A 19552-nucleotide genomic window follows, 5' to 3' on the forward strand; every position below is an offset into this window, starting at 1 on the left:
ATGACGTTCCGGAAAAAGAGACTCGTAATCCTATCCTCGGTCGCCGTCCTATTCTGCCTCTTGGTCTTGGATCTCTGGGTCAAAAAAGAAGAAATGTTCGAAGCGTTCGGCAGTCAATTCCTTCATGCGGCGAAGACGAACGCATATGACGAGGCGCATCGGGACGTTACCGTCGCGGCGGAGCGGCAGCTTACGATCGACGGCCAAGGTGTCAAGGAAGTGCTTCTTGCCGGCGACCGGGGGAAGATCTCCGTGCGACGGGCGGAGGCTAGTCAGATCGAGCTGCGTTACACGGTAACCGCCGTCGGGAGGAACGAAGCGTCGGCCAAAGAGAGGGCGGAAGACGCTGCGGTCGAGGAGAAGGTCGAGGCGGGGCGGCTGACGTTGACGCCTTCGGCGGAATCCGATGCCGTCACGATCGATTACGTCCTCTCGATCCCGGACGGTACCAAGCTGCGGGTGGAGAGCGAGGACGGCTCGATCGATATCCGCGGTACGACGGGGGACGTCGAGGTGACGTCGGTTCGGGGCAAGGCGGACGTCGTCGACGTCGTCGGACAGGTCTCGGCGAAGGCCGTCAACGGTCACGCGTACCTCGCCGACGTTCGGGGGAACGTCGATCTCTCCAACGAATACGGGAGCGCTACGATCGAATCTGTGGAGGGCGCCGTAACGCTCGGCAGTCGATCCGGCGACACGTACCTGTCGCGAATCGAAGGAGCAGTCTCGGGCAATGTGAACGGCGGCTCCGTTCGCTTCGACGAAATTTCGGGGCCGGTCGCGGTGACCGGCACGGAAGCCGCGCTTCGGCTGGAACGAATTCGGAACGACGTACGTCTCGACGCCGAATCGGGGCAAATCCGGTTGATCTTGTCGGAAGCGGAAGGGTATGCCGTGAACGCAACCGTCATCGACGGATGGATCCAAGCTCCCCCTTCTTTACCCGTCGAGGCGGATCCGGCCGGGACGCACGAAGCCCGGGCGCAAGGCGTCGTGGGAAGCGGCGCGTGGAACATGGACGTCCGAGCGGTGTCGACCGACGTTGTCATTCACGTAAAATAAAGGAGGTTCAACCGGCGATGAGCGATGCTCCCGTAGTAAGTCTTCGCAACGTAACCAAAAAAATCGGACGCTCGACGATCGTGGAGGATTTGACCTTCGACGTCCCTCAAGGAGAAATCTTCGGCTTCCTAGGACCGAACGGAGCGGGCAAGACGACGACGATCCGGATGATGGTCGGATTAATGTCGATTACGAAGGGCGATATTTTCATTAAGGGGAAGAACATCAAGACCGAGTTCGAGCAGGCGATTCGTCACGTCGGCGCCATCGTGGAAAATCCGGAGCTGTACAAATATCTAACCGGTTATCAGAATCTGATTCACTACTCGCGCATGATTCCCGGCGTGCCGAAGGAACGCATCGACGAAGTCGTCAAGCTGGTCAAGCTGGAAAATCGGATTCACGACAAGGTGAAAAAATATTCTCTCGGCATGCGACAGCGGCTTGGCGTCGCGCAAGCGCTGCTTCACCGGCCGTCGTTGCTCATTCTCGACGAACCGACGAACGGCTTGGACCCCGCCGGCATTCGCGAGCTTCGCGACTATTTACGCTACTTGACCCGGACGGAAGGGATCACGGTCGTCGTCTCCAGCCATCTGTTATCCGAGATGGAGCTGATGTGCGACCGGATCGCCGTCATTAAACGAGGCCGGTTGGTCGATGTGAAGCGAATCCAAGATTTCATGGAGTCCGGCGATGCGGCGCAGACGTATGTCATCGAGACGACCGCCGCCGAATCGATGCTGGCGGCGGTAAGCGAGATGTACGGGATTCGCGAGCGACGGATCGTGCCGGAGGGCGTGGAAGTCGTCACGGAGCGCGAACGAATTCCGGATCTCGTGGCGCATCTCGCGCGTACGGAGCTCCCGATCTATGGGGTGCGCGTCTTGCGCCAGTCGCTCGAGGATCGATTCTTGGAGATGACGGGGGGAGAAAAGATTGGGTAATTTGCTCCTGAACGAAAACATGAAAATTTACCGCCGGGCGCGCACGTGGGTCATGATCGGATTGATGATCGGCGGCGTGCTGCTCGGGAGCTTCGTCGAGTGGTATTACGACGGCCGGAACGCCTCCGAAGCTTCGTGGCAGGAACAGGCGGCGTCGGAAAAGCAGCGCTACCTAGAGCTGCTCTCCGATCCGGAGCTGGATGCGGAGGATCGGACGTTCTTCCAGGATCGAATTTCGATTCTCGATTATCGGCTGGCGCATGACGTTCGCCCCGAAGACGGCACGATGTGGGAAGGGATTCTCGGTTCCGCGGAGCTGATGGTCTTGATAACATTATTTACCGTGATCGTGGCGGGGGACAGCTTGGCCGGCGAATTTTCGGCCGGTACGATTAAGCTGCTGCTCATCCGGCCGGCGAGCCGGCTTAAAATTCTCGTCTCGAAATATTTGTCGCTGATCGTATTCGGACTTCTGCTCCTAGCGATCCTGTTTCTCGTCTCCGTCGTCGCGAACGGTTTGATTTATCGGTTCCAAGCGATGGACCTCCCGTTATTGACCGTCGACGCCGATGGCGTCGTCGTCGAGAAATCCATGACGGCCGCATTATGGCAGACGTATTTGCTCAACGGCGTGTCGACGATCCTCTTCGTAACGATGGCGTTCATGATCTCAGCCGCGTTCCGAAGCAGCGCGATGGCGATCGGGATTTCCATCTTCGCGTTGTTTGCGGGCACCGCCCTATTGGAGCTTCTGCAGGCTTACGAATGGAGCAAATATTTGTTGTTCGCCAACATCGACTTGACGCAATATGTTGGCGGAAGACCGTACCAGGAAGGGATGACGCTGTCCTTTTCCATATCGGTGTTGGTCGGGTATTTCCTGTTGTTCAACTTGATCGCTTGGCAAGTATTTACGCGGAGAGACGTAGCCGCATAGAGAAGGGGGCATGGAAGGGCATGAAGTCGATGCAAGGATTGGAGATGCTGGAGAAGGTTCGCAACATCTGCAGGCCGTTGCCCGAGGTGGAGGAAATCGTCGACGGGTTCGGCCATAACACCTTCAAGGTGAAGGGGAAATCGTTCATCCTGATGGGCGACGAAGAAGGCAAGGGCCGCGCGGGAATCTCATTCAAATCGGACAAGGAGACGCAGGGCATGCTGCTGGAGCGAGGCGGCTATTATAAGACGCCGTATATCGGGCAACATGGGTGGGTGTCGATCGACGCCGGAGATTCGGTCGATTGGGACGAGCTCGGGACGCTCCTCGTCGAAGCTTACCTGCGCGCGGCGCCGAAGCGTCTGGCGAAACAGATGATGGAGCGGTCCGCACCATAGTTTTGTATTTACAACCGAACAAATATTCGCTAAAATGACTCTCGTGGTTATTTTTTCCTCTTGCTTAGAAGGAGGTATATATGAAGACCGAACAAAACGAGATGATGGAACGGAATGAGCTTAAGCTGGTAGGGTTCTCCATCGTGGAGAGCTTGAACCAAGTGATGGAGACGATGAGCGTCGGGAAGCTGCGCATGGAGTTGGCGAACCGGATGGAAGAGATCGAAAACCGGATCGGGACAGGGATGTATTTACTCCAGATTTATCCGCAAGACGGTCACTGGACGCCTGACGTCCCATACCGGCATGTCATCGGCTGCGACGTCGCCGCTTTCGGCGACATTCCCGACGAAATGACGACGTATACGGTGCTTCGAGGACGATACGTCAAGATCGTTCACCAAGGCCCGGAATCGCAGCTCGCCGCTACATACGACTACATCAACAAGACATACGGCGTCCGACCGATCGATATCGAATACTGGGACGACCTCGACGCGCTGGAGAGCGAATCCGGGCGAATCGAGTTATTTATCCCGGCGAATCGTTGATTCCGACGCGTCGGAGTCGCACGGCGGCAAGGTTTGGCCGCGGATGGCGGAGCATATCGCGGAGCAGTGGGCCGCGTGCCCGGCGATCGTCGCGAAGTTCGCGCTGACGACGGGCCAAGAGTCCGACATGGAGATGGCAAGAGGCATGATCGCGCGCAATTTGCCGCGCAATAACATAAGAATGCAACAACGGCGGTCCGAGACCGCCGTTGTTTTGTCGCAATAGGGCCACTCGTTCGTCGCGATGCGGATGCTATCGTCCTTCGGCTGCCATTCGACGGAAATTTTTCCCGCTGGGGATTGAATTACGAACAGGCGTTTGGTATGCTCTGTTCAATGGTGAAAAACCGATTGGAGGAGAAGGTATGGGCGCGCGCGCGAAACCATCCGGAGAAGAAGTGGCCGAGTTTCTAGCGAAGCTCGAGCATCCGTTGAAGCGGGAGATCGAAGAAGTGAGGAAGCTCGTGTTGGGGACGGGGCTCGGGTTTACCGAGCAGATCAAGTGGAACGCGCCAAGCTTCGCGATCGACGGCGAGGATCGCATCACGTTCCAACTCCGGGGGGAAGGGTTGTTTCGGTTGATCTTCCACTGCGGCGCGAAATCCAAGAGTCGAACGGGCGAGGGAAGGTTCATCGACGACGACGGGGGCTGGTTGGAATGGGCGTCCGACGATCGGGCGATCGCCGTATTTACGGACATGGACGACGTACGGGCGAAGGAAGAGCTGCTGCGGAGCGTAGTCGCCAAGTGGGTCGCCGCGGGCAGAGGGTAGGGGGAGGCTGACGACAATAACGACAACGAGAGAATATGCACACCGTCAGGCGATTCGTCTGGCGGTTTCGTATTTGCAATTCGAGTAACATATGTTATTGTTAACATATGTTACTCGAATGATTAGGGGGCGGACGGATGTCGATTCAATATGCGATCTTAGGCATCCTCAGTTATCGGTCCATGAGCGGATACGATCTGAAGAAGATCATGCAAGAATCCCCGATTTTTCCTTGGTCCGGCAATAATAATCAAATTTACAAATCGTTGGTCGAATTACTGGAAGCCGGACTTCTGACCCATGAGGTGGTGCATCAGGAGAGTTCGCCGTCGAAGAAAATATATTCGATCAGCGACGCCGGTTCGGAAGCGTTGGAGCGTTGGGCGAATTCCAGGCCCGAACCGCCGGAGTGTAAGAAGCTGTTTCTCGCTCAACTCGCATGGGCCGACGTCTTGTCGGAGGAAGAGCTCGACGGATTGATCGGCCGATACGAGGAGGAAGTCGAGTCGCGGCTTCGATTGCACGAGGAGCAGATCCGCAGAGCTTCCTTCGCGCCGGCGAGAACCGCCAGGGAAAGCGTACTATGGGATATGATCAACGAGAATGTACTGGATTTCTATCGCAACGAGAAGGCGTGGATTCGAAAATGGAGAGCCAAGCTGGCCGATGTAACGAAATAGGGGAGGAATTCCGGGTCATGAAGTACGAGTTTTTCGAGAAAGAAGGGGTCGAATACGTCGCTTTCTTGCAAGGGGAACGCGAGTTGCGCACGGAGCAGGACGCGTCGGATTTGATCGGCGCATGCTTCGAGCGCGGCGTATCGCGGCTGCTGCTGCATGCGGATGCGCTGAGCGAAGACTTCTTCCGGCTTCGAACCGGCCTTGCAGGGGCCGTGATGCAGAAGCTCGTCAATTACCGCATCCGGACGGCGGTCGTCGTGCCGGAGGATCGTCTCGTCCTCGGCAAAGCGAAGGAGATGTTGGCGGAGTTGAAGTTCGGCAACGCGTTCAGATCGTTTTCGAACGAGCAAGAGGCAGTACAGTGGCTCACCAGGAACGGGGGTTGAGCGATGGGGCGAGTCATAGGATTCGAGATCAGCGGTCAGGATCCGAAGGGGCATTCCGCATTTTACGCGAACGTATTCGGATGGGACATCGGAGAGCCGAATTGGGGATATTATCCGGCGAAGACGGGCGATGTCGGCCAAGCCGGCATCGACGGAGGCATCGCCAAGGGACCGGCGCACTTCCCGGTAGGCGTCCGCCTGCAGATCCAAGTCGATTCTATCCATGAATCGATCGCCAAGGCCGCCGAACACGGCGGGCGCGTCGTGCAGGACGTCATGGATTTCGACGGGTTTCGACTCGCTTATATCATAGACCCGATGGGTGTCCATTACGGGCTGATCGAATATCGTTCGAACGCCAATAACCAAGGAGGTAGAACGATTGACGAAGATCGATAAGCTTGCATGGATTCGAATGGAGCAAGGGCGCGTCTTGTGCGTACGTTCCAAGGGGAAGAACCTTTATTATCTGCCCGGGGGTAAGCGGGATGACGGAGAGACGGATGCCGAAGCGCTGTGCCGGGAGATCGAAGAAGAGCTGTCCGTTCGACTGAAGCCGGAGACGATCGCCTTCTTCGGCACGTTCGAGGCGCAGGCGGACGGGAAGGCGGCGGGAATTACCGTCGCGATGTCCTGCTACACGGCGGATTTCGACGGACGTTTACGCCCAGCCTCGGAAATCGAGGAGATGGCCTGGCTGTCGTACGAAGAGCGGGAGCGGGTATCCCTCGCGGGTCGGATCGTGTTCGACCGGCTTCGCGAGAACAATCGGATATAAGTCGCGATGACATGGCTGCCTTACAAAGGTGGCCTTGTTATTTTTATTTCCTTGAATTCTTACCGGGAAAAATATAATATATATAACATAACAAATATAAGGAACTCTTGGTGAATCTATGAAGAGCGATCGTATTCCGCTATACCAACAAATTCAAGAATATATTAAGGATCTCGTCCGTACCTCGGGACTCAAGCAAGGCGACCGAATTCCGACGGAACAAGAGCTGATGAGTTTATTTCGGGTGAGTAAAATCACGGTCGTGAACGCATTGGCCGGGTTGGTCAACGACGGCTTGATCACCCGCGTGCCGGGTCGCGGCAGCTTCGTTAACGAGCCGAAGCCGGAGAACGCGTCGACCGATTCGGAGCCGTCGGCCGGGCATGCGGAGGATTGGGAGCCCGATCGGGAGCGGAAGCTCATCGGGATCGTGATGCCGAGCATCGACGATTATTTCGCGGTTCGATTGATCGAAGGGATGCGGAAGGGGCTGCGCGAGAAGGGATACCAGCCGATCATTCAATTGTCGGATGGCGCGCTGGAACTGGAGAAAGACGCGATCAAGCTGTTTATGGACATGGGCGTGCAAGGTTTGCTGATCTTCCCGGTGGACGAAGAGCAGTACAACGAGGAAATCTTAAGCATGAAATTTAGCGGATTTCCGTTCGTGCTCATCGATCGTTACCTGCCCGGCGTAGAGACGGATTACATTGCGTCGGACGGGCGTCTCGGCGCGGAGCTCGCCGTGGATTATTTATGGAGCTTAGGCCACCGCGAGATCGCGATCTGCTCCGACTCGCCGCTGCAGACGGTGACGGTGCAGGAACGAATCGAGGGATATATGAATGCATTGAAGTACAAAGGGGCGCTTATCAATCCCGCGCATATGATCACCGATTTCAGCTTGGATTCGACGGCCGACGCGAAGGAGCATCCCCTGTTTCGATATATTAAGAACCGGATGGCTACCGCATATATCACTTTGAACGGCAGGCTCGGGGTGCATATTTACCACATGGCGGAGCAGGCCGGATTGCGGGTGCCGGAGGATTTGTCGATCCTGACGTTCGACGATCCGACGGCGATTGTGGAGGGCTTCACCTCTTTCTCTCATGTCAAACAGTTCGAATGGGAAATCGGATATCGGGCTGCGGGACTTCTGCTTGAGCGAATTCAAGCGGGGCCCGGACGGGAGAGGAGAGGGAAATACAGTAAAATATTAATCCGCCCGGAGCTGGTCGTTCGCCAAACGACAGGTCCGAGCAAATAAACGGAAAATAGAAGGGCTGTTCGGACGTCCATGCGAAGCATGGCATCCGAACAGCCCTTTTTTTCGTTACTTCTTCGGCAAACCGTACGCTTCGCGTATGAGCGAGAAGTAGTGGTCCGCCCGCACGACCTCGTATTCCGGTCCGAGGGACGAAGAGAGCGCTGCGACATCCGTCGGCGTCATGCTCCAGGCCAGCAGACCGATCGATACGAACAGCGGGGATTGCCCGTCCCAACCGGCTTTGGCCTCGGCGAGGACGTTCTTTCCGTCCTGCGCGGTGCTAATGCCTTGGATCGTGGATACGGGTAACGTCCCGTTCAGCACTTCGACGCCGTGCCGGTTTTCCCAGCTCAGGAAGAGCCCCGGAACCTTGTAGACTTCCTCATAGGCGGCCGCCTCCGATTCGCTGAGCGGCACGTTCTCGCCGTTCACCCGGTTAAGGACATACGGAATAGTCATGCCCGTCTTTTTCAAGTAAGAATACGTATCGTTCAGGAAGCTAGGGAACGTCTCGTCGGGCCATGGCGTCGGGTAGAAATAACCTCCGCCGGACGGACCTGCGATGAGCAGATCGTTCTCCGTGGCCGTCTCCTGGAAGTAATTCAGGATCGCCGGGGCGCCGTCGTGCAGCAAGGGGCTCGAAGTCCAGTTGATGGGCACTTCGCCGCGAGCCGGGTCGTCCCATAAAATGCGCATTCGATGCTGATTGTATTGGAAGTTGTCTCCTTCGCTGAAGGTGTACGTTACGTATATTTTGTTCTCCAGCTCGGGCGTCTCCGCCGGCTTCGCCGGTTTCGCTGCCGCGGGTTTGTTCTTCGTCCCGGAGAAGACGGTCAGGTTGCTGAACCAATCCGCGGCTAATACATAGACGCCGTAGTTGGACACGATCTCCACAGAGCTGAATTCGCCGGCGACGTCATTGCTGAACCAGCCTAAATACGGAGTGCCCGGTTCGACGTCGGATAATATTTTCTCGAGAAGCGCTCTCTCCTCCGGTACGTTCGACTCCAGCCAGAACACCATGGCTTGATTGGCGACGGCATAATCGCGAAGATAGCCGTACGGTTCCTTATGTTCGGAGGAAGGCGGCCGGATATTGCCGGCGGACACCTTGAATTGGTTCCACATGTCGACGGTGGCGGTCAGCGTCGTCGTACCGGAAGGCGGCGTGAATTCATACGTGAAATAGCGCCCGTTGTCCGCGAAGCGGTGGCCGCCTTGGCCGGAGGATACCTGAGAATTTTGCCGGTCATACAGGAACGGCTCCTCTTCCGGAGTGCCCGGAACGAACTGCGCGATCACTTGGCCGTCCGCCTCGACGATCACCTCATGAACGGCGGGACCCCAGCCGTCCTGCGGGAAGGCATCGTCGAACCGAAGGAATACCGATTGTTGGCCTAAGAAGGACGACAAGTCGATCTCGTACGGTTTCCGGTTGGCGGCGTCGCGCTCCTGCGTCGGTTCCTCGAGAATCGTCTCGAAGGAAGCGGGCAAGCCGGGGGGAATGCGAACGGACGTATTCGGGCTTAAGCCGATGAGCATTCTGTGCGTCGTTCGACTCCACAAATTTTCGTATTGCCACGTATAAGCGTCCATGCGATCTTCGAATTTTCCGCGTAAATCCTCGATGACATCCAGATCGTACGGCGCCGCCTGCAATCGTTCCGCGATTTCGGGTCCGGCGACGACGGCGTCCTTCAAGCCGGCGAGCGTTGTCGCGACGTTGATCGAGTCCGGCACCTCGGGGTCGTAGATAACGATGCCTTGGACTTCATCGATGTATTTGTCCACGACGGCCCAGTAATCGTCGTGCATGCGGTAGGGCACTTGAAGGTCGTTCAGCCAAGTCGTGCGGCCTTCCTCCACGTTTTCGATCAAATACACTCTCGGTTCCGTCCGATTCACGATACCCTGCAGCGTAGCCAAAAGAAGCTTCGCATCTCCCGGGGCGTCATATACGTCTGCGACATCCAGATGCTTCGGTTGCGCGAAGGTGGGCAGCGCCTGCCCCTTCGGCCAAATGACCGAGCCGTTCGACGGCGTCGGATCCGAAGCGGCGGATGCGCCGAGCGACATAGAAGCCGTACATATGAGCGCCACGCAAGTCGTCGTAAGTTTTCGAATCATAAGTAAATACACCTCGTTTACTATGAAATGTCGAACGTAAATCGCCGAGCCTATTCCTTATTCACCTCCATTGTCGGCCGGATAATGGAAACCCTTACAAATAGCATAATATCATATTCGATATATTTGTATAGGTACTTTTTGATTAATCGCTAAGTATTTCTTCCTTTTCGCGTCAGTTATCGACTTTGTATCGGTTAGAAGACATGTTCGACCCCCAGGACCTTTCAGGTTTTCTGGAAAAATAGGTACATAGGACTAGTCGAATAATATGTTGAATATAATTAAATTTGGCGATATACTGGTGCCGAACGGAATATTTTTCCACGGAAGCGGGGAGGGTCGCGAACCCTCTCCTACGCAGGTTAGTGATCTAACGATTTTCTTAAGAAAGGGAGGTGTCGGTCATCGGCGATTCATTCAGACCGCCTTCGGTGCCGTTAATCGCGGTAGATCCCTACTTCAGCGTTTGGTCGGCTGCGGACCGATTGTACGACGATCACACACGGCATTGGACCAATCGACGCCACAGCATGGCGGGGATGCTCCGGATCGATGGGAAAAGCAGAAGATTTATGGGGAAGCTCGAGCTGTCCGGCGACGCTTCGGATGTCGATGAGCCTGAACCGATGGAGCAAAAAAGCGTGAAGGTCGATCCGCTCTCGACGACCTATCGGTTCGAGGCGGAAGGCGTCGAACTTACAGCGAGGTTCACGACCCCGCTGCTGCTCGACGACTTGGACGTGCTGTCCCGTCCGGTGACGTATATTACGTTCGACGTTCGCTCCGTCGACGGCGAGCCGCACGAGGTGAAGCTCTATGTCGACGTATCCGCCGAGTTATGCGTCCATTCGCCGGATCAGGTCGTCGGGTGGTCGCGCGAAACGCTGGACGGCGGAATCGCCGCGATGCGCATCGGCACCGAAGCGCAGCCGATTCTGCAGCGCGTCGGGGACGACACGAGAATCGATTGGGGATACGCGTATTTGGCCGTTCCGTTGTCCGCCGGCGCGACGACGGCGCTCGGGTCGTACCGGGCCCGGAGCCGCTTCGCAAAGACCGGCGCGCTGCCTCCCGAGGACGAAGCCTCTCGCCCGCGGCCCGCAGGGGAACATACGCCGGTTATGGCGGCCTTGTTCGACCTCGGTCTCGTAAGGGAGAAGGTGTCGAGATACGTGATGGCAGCGTACGACGATATTCGATCCGTCGAATATTTCGGCACTCCGCTCCAAGCGTACTGGCGAAGGAACGGGATGACGTTCGAGCGGATGCTCGCGTCGTGCGCAGCGGATTACGCAACGATGTCAGCCCGTTGCGAAGCCTTCGATCGACAACTGATCGACGAGGGAGTCCGCGCGGGAGGTTCACGCTATGCGGACGTCTTGTCTCTCAGTTATCGACAGGCGATCGCGGCGCATAAGCTGGTTGCCGGGGAAGAGGGCGAAGCGTTATTTTTCTCGAAGGAAAACTTCAGCAACGGCTGCATCGCGACGGTAGACGTCAGCTACCCCTCCGCGCCATTGTTCCTTAAATATTGTCCGGAGCTGGTGAAAGGCATGCTCCGACCGATCTTCCGGTACGCGGCCGGCGAGTCGTGGACGTTCGAGTTCGCCCCGCATGACGTCGGCTGTTACCCGAAAGCGAACGGTCAGGTATACGGCGAGAACAAGCTCGAATACCAAATGCCGATCGAAGAATGCGGGAACATGCTCGTACTGTCCGCCGCGGTCTGTTTATACGAGGACGATGCGTCGTTCGCGGAGTCGCATTGGCCGCTCCTGAGCCGGTGGGCCGCCTATGTGCTGGAGCACGGCATGGATCCGGACAATCAATTGTGCACCGACGATTTCGCGGGACATCTGGCGCGTAACGCCAATCTCTCCGTCAAGGCGATCGTAGGGCTAGGCGCTTATTCTTTACTTTGCGGGATGCTCGGTAAGCAAGAAGAACGGGAAATATACGATACATCGGCGAGATCGATGGCCGCCGAATGGGTGAGGATGGCGTGGGCCGAGGACCATACGAAGCTGACTTTCGACGGCGCGCCGGATTCATGGAGCTTTAAATATAATCTGGTGTGGGACCGGCTGTTGAACCTCCGACTGTTTCCGCCGGACCTCGCCGAAGCGGAAGTCCGCTTCTACCTCGAACGGCAGAACCGGTTCGGTACTCCGCTCGACAGTCGGGAGTCGTATACGAAAGCGGATTGGCTCGTATGGTGCGCCTCCATGGCCGATACGAAGGAGCGATTCGAGCGTATGATCACGCCGCTCTGGGATATGCTGAACGAGTCGCAAAGTCGGGTTCCCTTTACGGATTGGTACGACACGCATACCGGGAAGCAGATGAACTTCCAAAACCGGTCGGTCGTCGGAGGGATGTTTCTCCCGCTGTTGACTCCGGTCGGCTCCGCGTTCGAAGGCAAGCCGTCGTAGTTACCGTTCATTCGCTATACAGAAGGGGAAGGCGCACGGGCGAAGGGGCCTGTGCGCCTTGTGCATGTCATGCCGTAATCTATAAAACTAGGCTGTAAGTCGAACAGTCCATTGGCTACGATTTTTTTTGCGCTTCGATTTTCTCCGCCAATTCGTTCAAATACGTCCAACGTTCGAACAGCTCGGCGAGCTCGCTTTCCAACGCGTTCTGCTCGTCCGTAAGCCGCTGCAGCTCAAGGTAGTCGGAACCGGCCGCGACGATTCTCCGCGCTTGCTCCTGAAGACGGCTCTCCAACGCGGCGATCTTGTCGTCGATCTCTTCGTATTCTTTCTGTTCCTTGAACGTGAATTTGAGCGCCTTCGCGCCCGCGCGCTCTCCATCCGCGGAGGGGGCGGCGGCGGCCTTGCTTGCGGACTGCGCCGCCGCTCGGGGCGCCGTCGCGGCCTCCTCCTCTTGCCGCGCCTTCTTCTCGACGTAGTCGGAATAATTGCCCTCGTGCCGTTCGATCGACCCGTCGTTCTCTACGGACCAGAGCCGATCTACGGTCCGGTCCAGGAAAAACCGGTCATGCGAGACGACGAGGACGGCGCCGGCGAAGTCGTCCAGGTAATCCTCCAGCACGGTCAACGTCTGGATGTCGAGGTCGTTCGTCGGCTCGTCGAGAAAGAGGACGTTCGGCGCGCCGATCAAGACGCGCAGCAGGTAGAGCCGCCGCTTCTCGCCGCCGGACAAACCGGAGATCGGCGTCCATTGCACGGCTGGCGGGAAGAGGAACCGCTCCAGCAGCTGGGAGGCGCTGATCGATTCGCCGTCCGCGGTTTCGATCCGTTCGGCGGCCTCCTGAATGTATTCGATAACGCGCTGGGAACCGTCCATCTCGGCATGCTCCTGCGTGAAGTAGCCGATCTTGACCGTCGAGCCGATGTCGACTTCGCCGCGGCTGGGAGGCAGCCGCCCGGCAAGCACGTTCAGCAGCGTCGACTTCCCGCTGCCGTTCGGGCCGACGACGCCGATCCGGTCGTCGCGCTGCACGATCGCGTCGAAGTCGCGAACGAGCGTGCGGCCGTCGTACCCGCAGCTGACATCGCGGACCTCGAGCACCTTTTTGCCGAGACGGGCGCCGCCGAGCGCCATCTCGAGCGTCTCGGCACGTTCCGCGCCGACTTCGCTTGCGAGCGTCTCGAACCGGTCGATCCTCGCCTTCTGCTTCGTCGTGCGGGCTTTCGCCCCTTTGCGCATCCACGCGAGCTCCTTCTTGTACAGCCTCTCCCGCTTCCGCTCCTCCGACGCTTCGCGCTCCATGCGTTCCGCTTTCTGCTCCAAGAACGCGCTGTAATTGCCCGAATACCTGTGGAGCGAGCCGCGGTCGAGTTCGACGATCCGGTTCGCGACCCGGTCCAAGAAGTAGCGATCATGCGTTACCATGAGCAAGGCGGACTTCATCTTCTGCAAATACCGCTCCAGCCAATAGACGGTTTCCGTGTCGAGATGGTTCGTCGGCTCGTCCAGAATGAGCAGATCGGCAGGTTGAAGGAGCGCGGCGGCGAGCGCGACGCGCTTGCGTTGGCCGCCCGACAGCGTCCCCATGCGCTGCATCGGGTCGACGACGCCGAGGCGGGAGAGCACCTTCTTCGCTTCGCTCTCCAGCTGCCATGCGTTCAACGCGTCCATCCGCGCAGTAAGCTCGGAAAACCTGCGCTCCGCGGCGGCCGCTTCCGGACCGCCTCGCTCGATCGCTTGCAGCGCGGCCTCGTACTCCCGAAGCAGCGCGAACTCGGGAGACGACCCGCGGAACACTTGATCGAGCACGGTGGAGTCGTCGTCGAAAGGCGGCTGCTGCGATAAATATTCGATGCGGACGCCATTGCGAACGGAAATCGTTCCGCCGTCCGGCGCTTCCGCGCCGGCGAGAATCCGAAGCAGGGTAGACTTGCCGGTGCCGTTCACGCCGATCAGGCCGATGCGTTCGCGGTCGTCGACGTTGAAGTCGATATTTTCTAGAAGCGTCTTTACGCCGTACGTTTTCGTCAGTCGTTCCGCAGTTAGCAAATTCATATTGAGACAGACATCCTTCGGTTCGGTAGTTAGGTTTGTTATAGCATACCACACTATACGAGAAGAGGCTCTCTCGCCGGATGCGAGAAAGCCTCGGGGTACGTCGCTATCGAATTAGATGACTTCCAGCTCGTCCGCGGAAGGAAGCGGCGGCAGCGCGGCGTGCGGCTCGGACTGATACCAGTACGCGACCGATGCGATGTCGTCCTGCAGCGGCAAGTACCGGCCGCCCGAACGCCAACCGAGCGCCTGGATCGTGACGCGGAGATCGCTCTTGAACCGGATCGGGTCCATGACATGCCAGCGGTACATGCCGAAGCGTTGGTTCGCCCGGTACAAGCCGTCGGGCTTGATGACCTGGTGCATGCCGAGGAACGGCGTCGAGTAGGTGCCGTATTCGCCTTGCGGATGCTCCCAGTTCCACGCGCCGCCGAAGTAATCCTCCGTCCCCGTGCCGCAGATCGTCGGGAATTCCTTGTCGCCGTCCATGAAAAACTTAATCTCGCCTTCGCCGAACCAGCCGTTGTTGTTGACTTGCCAAGCGAGATACGTCCCGACGTAATGCCCTTGCCCGCGAACGCCGTCAAGGATCGTATGAACTTCCTTATACCCGAGCGGATTGCTCCGGCGCCATTGCGCGTGGAAGTAGGCGCAATGATCCGGCACCTGCGTCAGCGCGTAATCGAATTGATAATACAACCATGCGTCTTCGTCGGAACGATTTTCCATCGTTACCTTGGCGGATTTGCGGAACGGCATCTTCCAGTAGCTGTTGAACCCGCCGGCGGGGTTGACCGCGATCGGCATCGAGTTCACGTTCGCCCGCTCGCACCACCCGTTGCAGAAGAAGTCGCCGACGGGCACTTCGACCGAAGGGTTGTCCTCGTCGTCCCAATAGAAGCGCAGGATTAAGTTCCGCCATTGCTTCGGATGCACCGTCAGCCAGATATGCTGAATGACCCCCGGACCGACGATGTCGGCCAGCGTCGCGGTCGACCCGCCTTTCAATTGGATCGAGGGAGACACCTTCCAGCCTACGCCCAGATCGCGGGCGGCGTTCGCGCCGGTGCCTTCCGCGGCCATGCCGCCTTTCCCTTTTTCCCCGGTGAAGTTTTCCGCGCTGATCGACCTTGTTTCCGCGTCGGACAGCAACGACAAGTTCCCGAGCCCCATGCCCAAACCGTTAAACGATGCCATGAATGCTTCATCCTCCCAGTTTCAATGGTGATATGTCCATTATAGGGAAACCGGGGCTTGGATTCTTTAGCATGGATCAAGATGATTTATCAATTATTGCTCTGATTTGGACGGCAAATTGCGGTAATAGGTCGGGGGCACGCCCTCCGCGTTCCGAAACGCCCGGCTGAAGGAATGAATGCTCAGAAAGCCGCATAACTCTGATATTTCCGTGATCGGCAAGTCCGTGAACTGAATGAGCTTCTTGGCATGCTCGATGCGGCCGATCAGATGATATCGAATCGGTCCGACGCCGAACGTCTTCTTGAACAGCCGACAGAGGTAAGAGCTGCTTAAATTCGCCACGGAAGACAATTCGTCCAACGTCACGTCTTTGTTCACGTTTTGATTCAGGTAAGATTTCACGCGCTCGAGCTGCACCCAGTTCGTCGCGATCGCCGCATGGGTCGACCAGAGATGCTCCCGGGCCAGCTGCGCCCACAGCTGCAGGAACAGTCCCGTCGCCGCCGTTTCGAAATACGGGTGCTTGCTTTCGTACTCATGGATGATATCGAAGAGCAGCTTCTCGAAAATGACGGGATGCCGCAGTCGAAAATGGTTCGGCAGCTCCTGCGTAACGTCCTCGCGAAACAGGCGAAGTTCCTGCTCCGACATCGCTTCCATCGGCAGGAACGACGTCTTGAGGGTCGGACTGTCGGGCTGATACACCAAATCGAAGTGAAGATGCGGCTGTCTGACCGGTCGATCGTTCATACAATCGATCGAGTGATGCTGCCTCGGCTTCAACAAGAAAATATCGCCCGGAACGCCGCGATATTCGACGTCTTCGATGAGTACCTTCATCTCGCCGGATTTCACGTAGATGAGCTCGTAGTCGAATAGCGCGCGCCGATTGATCTTATTCGGGGGGTGCAACGTATGATCCCAAGCGATGCGTATGTAGGGGGAAAGCCGGACCTGGCTCATCTGGCGCCTCCGTTTGCGTTCGTAACGTAAGTGGTTCCTCTTATTTCGCCGCTCGAGGCCGATTCTCCTTCGTCCGCAAGGTTGCGTTGAATATCGTACGGCGTCTTGAGATAATAGGAACACTGAATGCGAGCGTATGGGGGCGGAACATGGATGGAGCATCGCTTGAACGATAGACAATCGTCCATCGTGGAGCAGCTGCGGAGCCGAGGCGAGGTAAAGATCTCGGAGCTGAAGCGGCGGTTCGACGTAACCGAGATGACGGTGCGGCGAGATCTCGAGAAGCTAGAGCGGCTGGGCATCGCGGCGCGAACGTTCGGCGGGGCGATTCTCGACTCGCGCGACATCGAACTGGCGCAGCGGGCGACCGTTCGTTCGGAGGAGAAGAGCCGGATCGGAAAGCGCGCGGCCGCATGCGTTAGGCCGGGCGATTCCATCTTTATCGACGGGGGCTCGACTACGTTCCAAGTCGCGCGCCACCTGCCGGAGAAGGCCGATATTACGGTCGTCACGAACGCGCTGAACGTCGCGAACGAGCTCGCATCGAAGAAAATTCCGACGATCGTCGTCGGGGGGCTGCTGCTCGAAGCGACGATTTCGATGGTCGGCCCGACGGCGGTGGAATCGATCTCGAAGATGGCGTTCGATAGGGCGTTCTTGGGGGCGACGGGTCTCGACGCGCGCCACGGGTTCAGCAACTCGAACCTGCTCGAAGCGGACGTCAAGCGAATGGCGATCCGGAATGCGAAGGCGGCGTTCGTCGTTCTCGACCATTCGAAGTTCGGCGAACAGGTGCTCGTTTCGTTCGCGGCGCTCGGCGACGTCGGAACGGTCGTGACGGATCGGTCGCCGGATCCCGAGCTGTCGGAAGCGTGCCGCGCGGCGGGGACGGACGTGCTGCTGGCGTGAAACCGGTCAAGCGGAACGAATGGTTGAAGCACCTCCCGAACGAATTGTCGAACGAGCGGCTCGCCGAGATGAAGAAGCATGCGGTATGCGCGCTCACAGGTTCCGCGACGGACGTGACGCTGGATCACTTCATTCCGCTGGAGTGGGGGCACGGCGGGCAATATGCCGGCAATGTACTCTTCCTGACGGCAAGACTGAACGCGTCGAAGTCGAACATGAATCCGTTCCAATGGATCAACCGCGCGAAGCTCCGGGAGCCGAACCTGCTGCGCGGTTGGGACGAGCTGATCCGGAGGTTGGCGGCGGAGAACGGGCTCGGCACGAAAGAGTTCCGGCGATACGTTCATTGGTGCGAGAAGCATAAGCGCACTAAGGAGCAGGTTCGGCTCGATCCTCGGCCTTCCTTGGAGCTGTGGAGGGAAGCGCGGATTCGGGAAGACGAGCGGATATCCGTCGATACCGCCCGATGATGCCGCTCGCGATCGCGATCGATACGATCGAGGCCATCGCCTGTCCCCCTCCGAGCAAAAGCGCCGCGGACGCGACGACGATCGCGTCGGCGACGAAGATCGTCGCGCCGCGGTTGAACCCGAACTTGCGATCCAGGACAAGCGCGAAGATCTGTACCCCGCCGAGGGAAGATCCGTTGTTCAGCACGAACGCGATGCCGATGCCGATGCACATGCCCGACGCGACGGCGGCGGCTATCGGATGCAGGCCGGACGCGGGTACCGCGAGTCCGTCGAGCGGCAGCTGCGCGAGCGACGTACCGGCGACCGACAGCAGCGTAGACAGCGTGAATCGTGCGCCGAGCATTCGGTAAGAGAGCAGGAAAAACGGAGCGTTCGCCAGCACGAACCAGAATCCCCAAGAGAAAGAAGTCGTATAGCTCAACAGGAAGGCGACGCCGGCCGTGCCGCCGAACGTCAGCGTGCTCGCGGACAACAGCTTGATTCCGAACGCCGTCATGAGAATGCCTAGGACTACGGACGACACGGTTTTTACGGATGGCGCCAAGCGCGTCATGGCGTATCGCTCCTTTTTCCGCTGAAGGTGTATGTATATACATATTCGTCCGGCATTCGGGAGGTTCCGGTGAAGAAGGCTTACATGGACGAAGCGGGACGAACACGGCGGGGGAACAAAGCTCCGCGGTATCGGGGAAGGGGCGGCGGCGCGGCGGTATGCCGTTGCGCGAACCGAATCCGTGCCCTATGATTAGGGGAAACGACGGAGCGGGAGGCATCGGGATGGGGAAACAGTTCGCCGCGTTGCTGCCCGAGCATCGGCGGTTCATCGAGAAGCAGAAGGTGTTCTTCGTCGGCTCGGCGGCAATGTCCGCCGAAGGCCATGTGAACGTGTCGCCCAAAGGGTACGACGCGTTCCGCGTATTGTCCGACAACCGCGTCGCCTATCTCGACTTGACGGGAAGCGGGAACGAGACGAGCGCGCATGTGATGGAAAACGGACGCGTCACGATCCTATTCTGCGCGTTCGAAGGACCGCCCAACATCCTGCGGCTTTACGGCGCCGGCGCCGTCGCGCTGCCCGGTTCGAGCGAGTGGGAGTCGCTCGTTCCGCTCTTCCCGCCGATGCCCGGCGCGAGACAGATCATCGTCGTCGACGTTCATCTCGTACAGTCGTCCTGCGGGTATGCGGTACCGTTCCTAAGCTACGAGGGGGAGCGGGATACGCTGCAGCGGTGGGCCGATCAGAAGGGCGAAGAAGGGCTCGTCGAATACCGGCGGACGAAGAACGGGAAGAGCATCGACGGTTTGCCGACGCCGCTCGGTTCGCAAGCGTGAGTACGTTCCGCCGCTCGGCAGTCGACTATTGACGGCGAGGATGTCGCTCGCATATAATAAGCGACAATCAAAGGCTACGATCAAGGACATGATTGCTTTCGAATCCGCCCAGAGAGAGGGGGCACGGCTGAAACCCCCTTCGGAGACGTCGGAAGCCGTTACCGCCTTATGAGCCGCGGTCAGGCAATGGACCGCCGGGAATTCCCGTTATCGAATGCCGGAAGGATTCGCCGCTTCGTTCGGCGGGTCGAATTTGGGTGGAACCACGAGCGCGC

Annotated in this window: 21 protein-coding genes; 16 read left to right on the forward strand and 5 right to left on the reverse strand. The window is 58.2% G+C overall.

All coding sequences use genetic code 11. The annotated features are described in order from the left end of the window. The 12 genes from RIN49_RS20615 to RIN49_RS20670 all read left to right on the forward strand — a co-directional run bounded on the left by RIN49_RS20615 (position 1) and on the right by RIN49_RS20670 (position 7782). Positions 1–1062, forward strand: a complete 1062-nt coding sequence (locus RIN49_RS20615) for a DUF4097 family beta strand repeat-containing protein (protein ID WP_309122039.1) — start codon at positions 1–3, stop codon at positions 1060–1062. Between the two features lie 17 nt (positions 1063–1079). Further along, a complete protein-coding gene (locus RIN49_RS20620) occupies positions 1080–2009 on the forward strand; it encodes an ABC transporter ATP-binding protein (RefSeq protein WP_309122040.1) in 930 nt (309 codons plus the stop codon). Continuing rightward, entirely contained in the window at positions 2002–2946 is a 945-nt protein-coding gene (locus RIN49_RS20625) for an ABC transporter permease (protein ID WP_309122041.1), read from the forward strand. Before RIN49_RS20620 ends, RIN49_RS20625 begins: the two co-directional genes overlap by 8 nt. Before the next feature lie 20 nt (positions 2947–2966). Continuing rightward, a complete protein-coding gene (locus tag RIN49_RS20630) occupies positions 2967–3344 on the forward strand; it encodes an MmcQ/YjbR family DNA-binding protein (RefSeq protein ID WP_309122042.1) in 378 nt (125 codons plus the stop codon). 80 nt (positions 3345–3424) lie between these two features. Continuing rightward, on the forward strand, positions 3425–3895 hold the full coding sequence (locus RIN49_RS20635) for a GyrI-like domain-containing protein (protein ID WP_309122043.1): 471 nt from the start codon (positions 3425–3427) through the stop codon (positions 3893–3895). Positions 3896–3938: 43 nt separating this feature from the next. Next, a complete protein-coding gene (locus RIN49_RS20640) occupies positions 3939–4121 on the forward strand; it encodes a hypothetical protein (RefSeq protein ID WP_375295269.1) in 183 nt (60 codons plus the stop codon). A 139-nt stretch (positions 4122–4260) separates the two neighbouring features. Continuing rightward, positions 4261–4668 carry a DUF1801 domain-containing protein gene (locus tag RIN49_RS20645; RefSeq protein ID WP_309122044.1) on the forward strand — a complete coding sequence of 136 codons (408 nt, stop codon included), beginning with the start codon at positions 4261–4263 and terminating at the stop codon, positions 4666–4668. Between the two features lie 137 nt (positions 4669–4805). Further along, the gene (locus tag RIN49_RS20650) at positions 4806–5348 is read left to right on the forward strand and encodes a PadR family transcriptional regulator (protein WP_309122045.1); all 543 of its coding nucleotides are present in this window, start codon (positions 4806–4808) and stop codon (positions 5346–5348) included. 17 nt (positions 5349–5365) lie between these two features. Further along, entirely contained in the window at positions 5366–5734 is a 369-nt protein-coding gene (locus RIN49_RS20655) for a DUF4180 domain-containing protein (RefSeq protein ID WP_309122046.1), read from the forward strand. Positions 5735–5737: 3 nt separating this feature from the next. Then, positions 5738–6133 (forward strand): VOC family protein, encoded by a 396-nt coding sequence (locus RIN49_RS20660; protein WP_309122047.1) that lies wholly within the window; start codon positions 5738–5740, stop codon positions 6131–6133. A 16-nt stretch (positions 6134–6149) separates the two neighbouring features. After that, positions 6150–6512: an NUDIX hydrolase gene (locus RIN49_RS20665; protein WP_309122103.1), complete on the forward strand. Its 363-nt coding sequence runs from the start codon at positions 6150–6152 to the stop codon at positions 6510–6512. Positions 6513–6630: 118 nt separating this feature from the next. Continuing rightward, on the forward strand, positions 6631–7782 hold the full coding sequence (locus RIN49_RS20670; protein ID WP_309122048.1) for a GntR family transcriptional regulator: 1152 nt from the start codon (positions 6631–6633) through the stop codon (positions 7780–7782). 66 nt (positions 7783–7848) lie between these two features. Here RIN49_RS20670 and RIN49_RS20675 read toward each other — a convergent pair whose 3' ends face one another. Next, complete coding sequence (locus tag RIN49_RS20675; RefSeq protein WP_309122049.1) at positions 7849–9909, reverse strand: GxGYxYP domain-containing protein; 2061 nt, start codon at positions 9907–9909, stop codon at positions 7849–7851. A gap of 407 nt (positions 9910–10316) precedes the next feature. Here RIN49_RS20675 and RIN49_RS20680 point away from each other — a divergent pair, with 407 nt between their 5' ends. Further along, on the forward strand, positions 10317–12344 hold the full coding sequence (locus tag RIN49_RS20680; RefSeq protein ID WP_375295270.1) for a glutaminase family protein: 2028 nt from the start codon (positions 10317–10319) through the stop codon (positions 12342–12344). Between the two features lie 115 nt (positions 12345–12459). On the opposite strand, the gene RIN49_RS20685 is transcribed toward RIN49_RS20680, so the two are convergent. The 3 genes from RIN49_RS20685 to RIN49_RS20695 form a co-directional block, all read right to left on the reverse strand. Continuing rightward, positions 12460–14400, reverse strand: a complete 1941-nt coding sequence (locus RIN49_RS20685; RefSeq protein ID WP_309122051.1) for an ABC-F family ATP-binding cassette domain-containing protein — start codon at positions 14398–14400, stop codon at positions 12460–12462. 114 nt (positions 14401–14514) lie between these two features. After that, complete coding sequence (locus RIN49_RS20690) at positions 14515–15597, reverse strand: glycoside hydrolase family 172 protein (RefSeq protein WP_309122052.1); 1083 nt, start codon at positions 15595–15597, stop codon at positions 14515–14517. A gap of 93 nt (positions 15598–15690) precedes the next feature. After that, complete coding sequence (locus RIN49_RS20695) at positions 15691–16563, reverse strand: helix-turn-helix transcriptional regulator (RefSeq protein WP_309122053.1); 873 nt, start codon at positions 16561–16563, stop codon at positions 15691–15693. Positions 16564–16716: 153 nt separating this feature from the next. Between RIN49_RS20695 and RIN49_RS20700 the strand changes: the two genes are divergently transcribed. Beyond that, complete coding sequence (locus RIN49_RS20700; protein ID WP_309122054.1) at positions 16717–17472, forward strand: DeoR/GlpR family DNA-binding transcription regulator; 756 nt, start codon at positions 16717–16719, stop codon at positions 17470–17472. Then, positions 17469–17942, forward strand: a complete 474-nt coding sequence (locus RIN49_RS20705) for a hypothetical protein (protein ID WP_309122055.1) — start codon at positions 17469–17471, stop codon at positions 17940–17942. The genes RIN49_RS20700 and RIN49_RS20705 overlap by 4 nt, the downstream gene beginning before the upstream one ends. Here RIN49_RS20705 and RIN49_RS20710 read toward each other — a convergent pair. Beyond that, positions 17842–18498 carry a YitT family protein gene (locus RIN49_RS20710; protein WP_309122056.1) on the reverse strand — a complete coding sequence of 219 codons (657 nt, stop codon included), beginning with the start codon at positions 18496–18498 and terminating at the stop codon, positions 17842–17844. The genes RIN49_RS20705 and RIN49_RS20710 overlap by 101 nt on opposite strands. Positions 18499–18722: 224 nt before the next feature. Here RIN49_RS20710 and RIN49_RS20715 point away from each other — a divergent pair, with 224 nt between their 5' ends. Then, positions 18723–19277, forward strand: coding sequence for a pyridoxamine 5'-phosphate oxidase family protein (locus tag RIN49_RS20715; protein WP_309122057.1), 555 nt, complete (start codon positions 18723–18725; stop codon positions 19275–19277). Positions 19278–19552: the final 275 nt, after the last annotated feature.

The sequence above is a fragment of the Paenibacillus sp. genome (assembly GCF_031177825.1).
Classification (GTDB): Bacteria; Bacillota; Bacilli; order Paenibacillales; family YIM-B00363; genus Paenibacillus_AE.

Bases quoted from the DNA above. Each gene is read 5' to 3' on its own strand.
- RIN49_RS20640 (WP_375295269.1), top strand. From the start codon at position 3,939: ATGGCGGAGCATATCGCGGAGCAGTGGGCCGCGTGCCCGGCGATCGTC.
- RIN49_RS20695 (WP_309122053.1), bottom strand. From the start codon at position 16,563: ATGAGCCAGGTCCGGCTTTCCCCCTACATACGCATCGCTTGGGATCAT.
- RIN49_RS20685 (WP_309122051.1), bottom strand. From the start codon at position 14,400: ATGAATTTGCTAACTGCGGAACGACTGACGAAAACGTACGGCGTAAAG.
- RIN49_RS20700 (WP_309122054.1), top strand. From the start codon at position 16,717: ATGGAGCATCGCTTGAACGATAGACAATCGTCCATCGTGGAGCAGCTG.
- RIN49_RS20660 (WP_309122047.1), top strand. From the start codon at position 5,738: ATGGGGCGAGTCATAGGATTCGAGATCAGCGGTCAGGATCCGAAGGGG.
- RIN49_RS20635 (WP_309122043.1), top strand. From the start codon at position 3,425: ATGAAGACCGAACAAAACGAGATGATGGAACGGAATGAGCTTAAGCTG.
- RIN49_RS20630 (WP_309122042.1), top strand. From the start codon at position 2,967: ATGAAGTCGATGCAAGGATTGGAGATGCTGGAGAAGGTTCGCAACATC.
- RIN49_RS20710 (WP_309122056.1), bottom strand. From the start codon at position 18,498: ATGACGCGCTTGGCGCCATCCGTAAAAACCGTGTCGTCCGTAGTCCTA.
- RIN49_RS20715 (WP_309122057.1), top strand. From the start codon at position 18,723: ATGGGGAAACAGTTCGCCGCGTTGCTGCCCGAGCATCGGCGGTTCATC.
- RIN49_RS20655 (WP_309122046.1), top strand. From the start codon at position 5,366: ATGAAGTACGAGTTTTTCGAGAAAGAAGGGGTCGAATACGTCGCTTTC.
- RIN49_RS20650 (WP_309122045.1), top strand. From the start codon at position 4,806: ATGTCGATTCAATATGCGATCTTAGGCATCCTCAGTTATCGGTCCATG.
- RIN49_RS20645 (WP_309122044.1), top strand. From the start codon at position 4,261: ATGGGCGCGCGCGCGAAACCATCCGGAGAAGAAGTGGCCGAGTTTCTA.
- RIN49_RS20665 (WP_309122103.1), top strand. From the start codon at position 6,150: ATGGAGCAAGGGCGCGTCTTGTGCGTACGTTCCAAGGGGAAGAACCTT.
- RIN49_RS20675 (WP_309122049.1), bottom strand. From the start codon at position 9,909: ATGATTCGAAAACTTACGACGACTTGCGTGGCGCTCATATGTACGGCT.
- RIN49_RS20620 (WP_309122040.1), top strand. From the start codon at position 1,080: ATGAGCGATGCTCCCGTAGTAAGTCTTCGCAACGTAACCAAAAAAATC.
- RIN49_RS20615 (WP_309122039.1), top strand. From the start codon at position 1: ATGACGTTCCGGAAAAAGAGACTCGTAATCCTATCCTCGGTCGCCGTC.
- RIN49_RS20690 (WP_309122052.1), bottom strand. From the start codon at position 15,597: ATGGCATCGTTTAACGGTTTGGGCATGGGGCTCGGGAACTTGTCGTTG.
- RIN49_RS20670 (WP_309122048.1), top strand. From the start codon at position 6,631: ATGAAGAGCGATCGTATTCCGCTATACCAACAAATTCAAGAATATATT.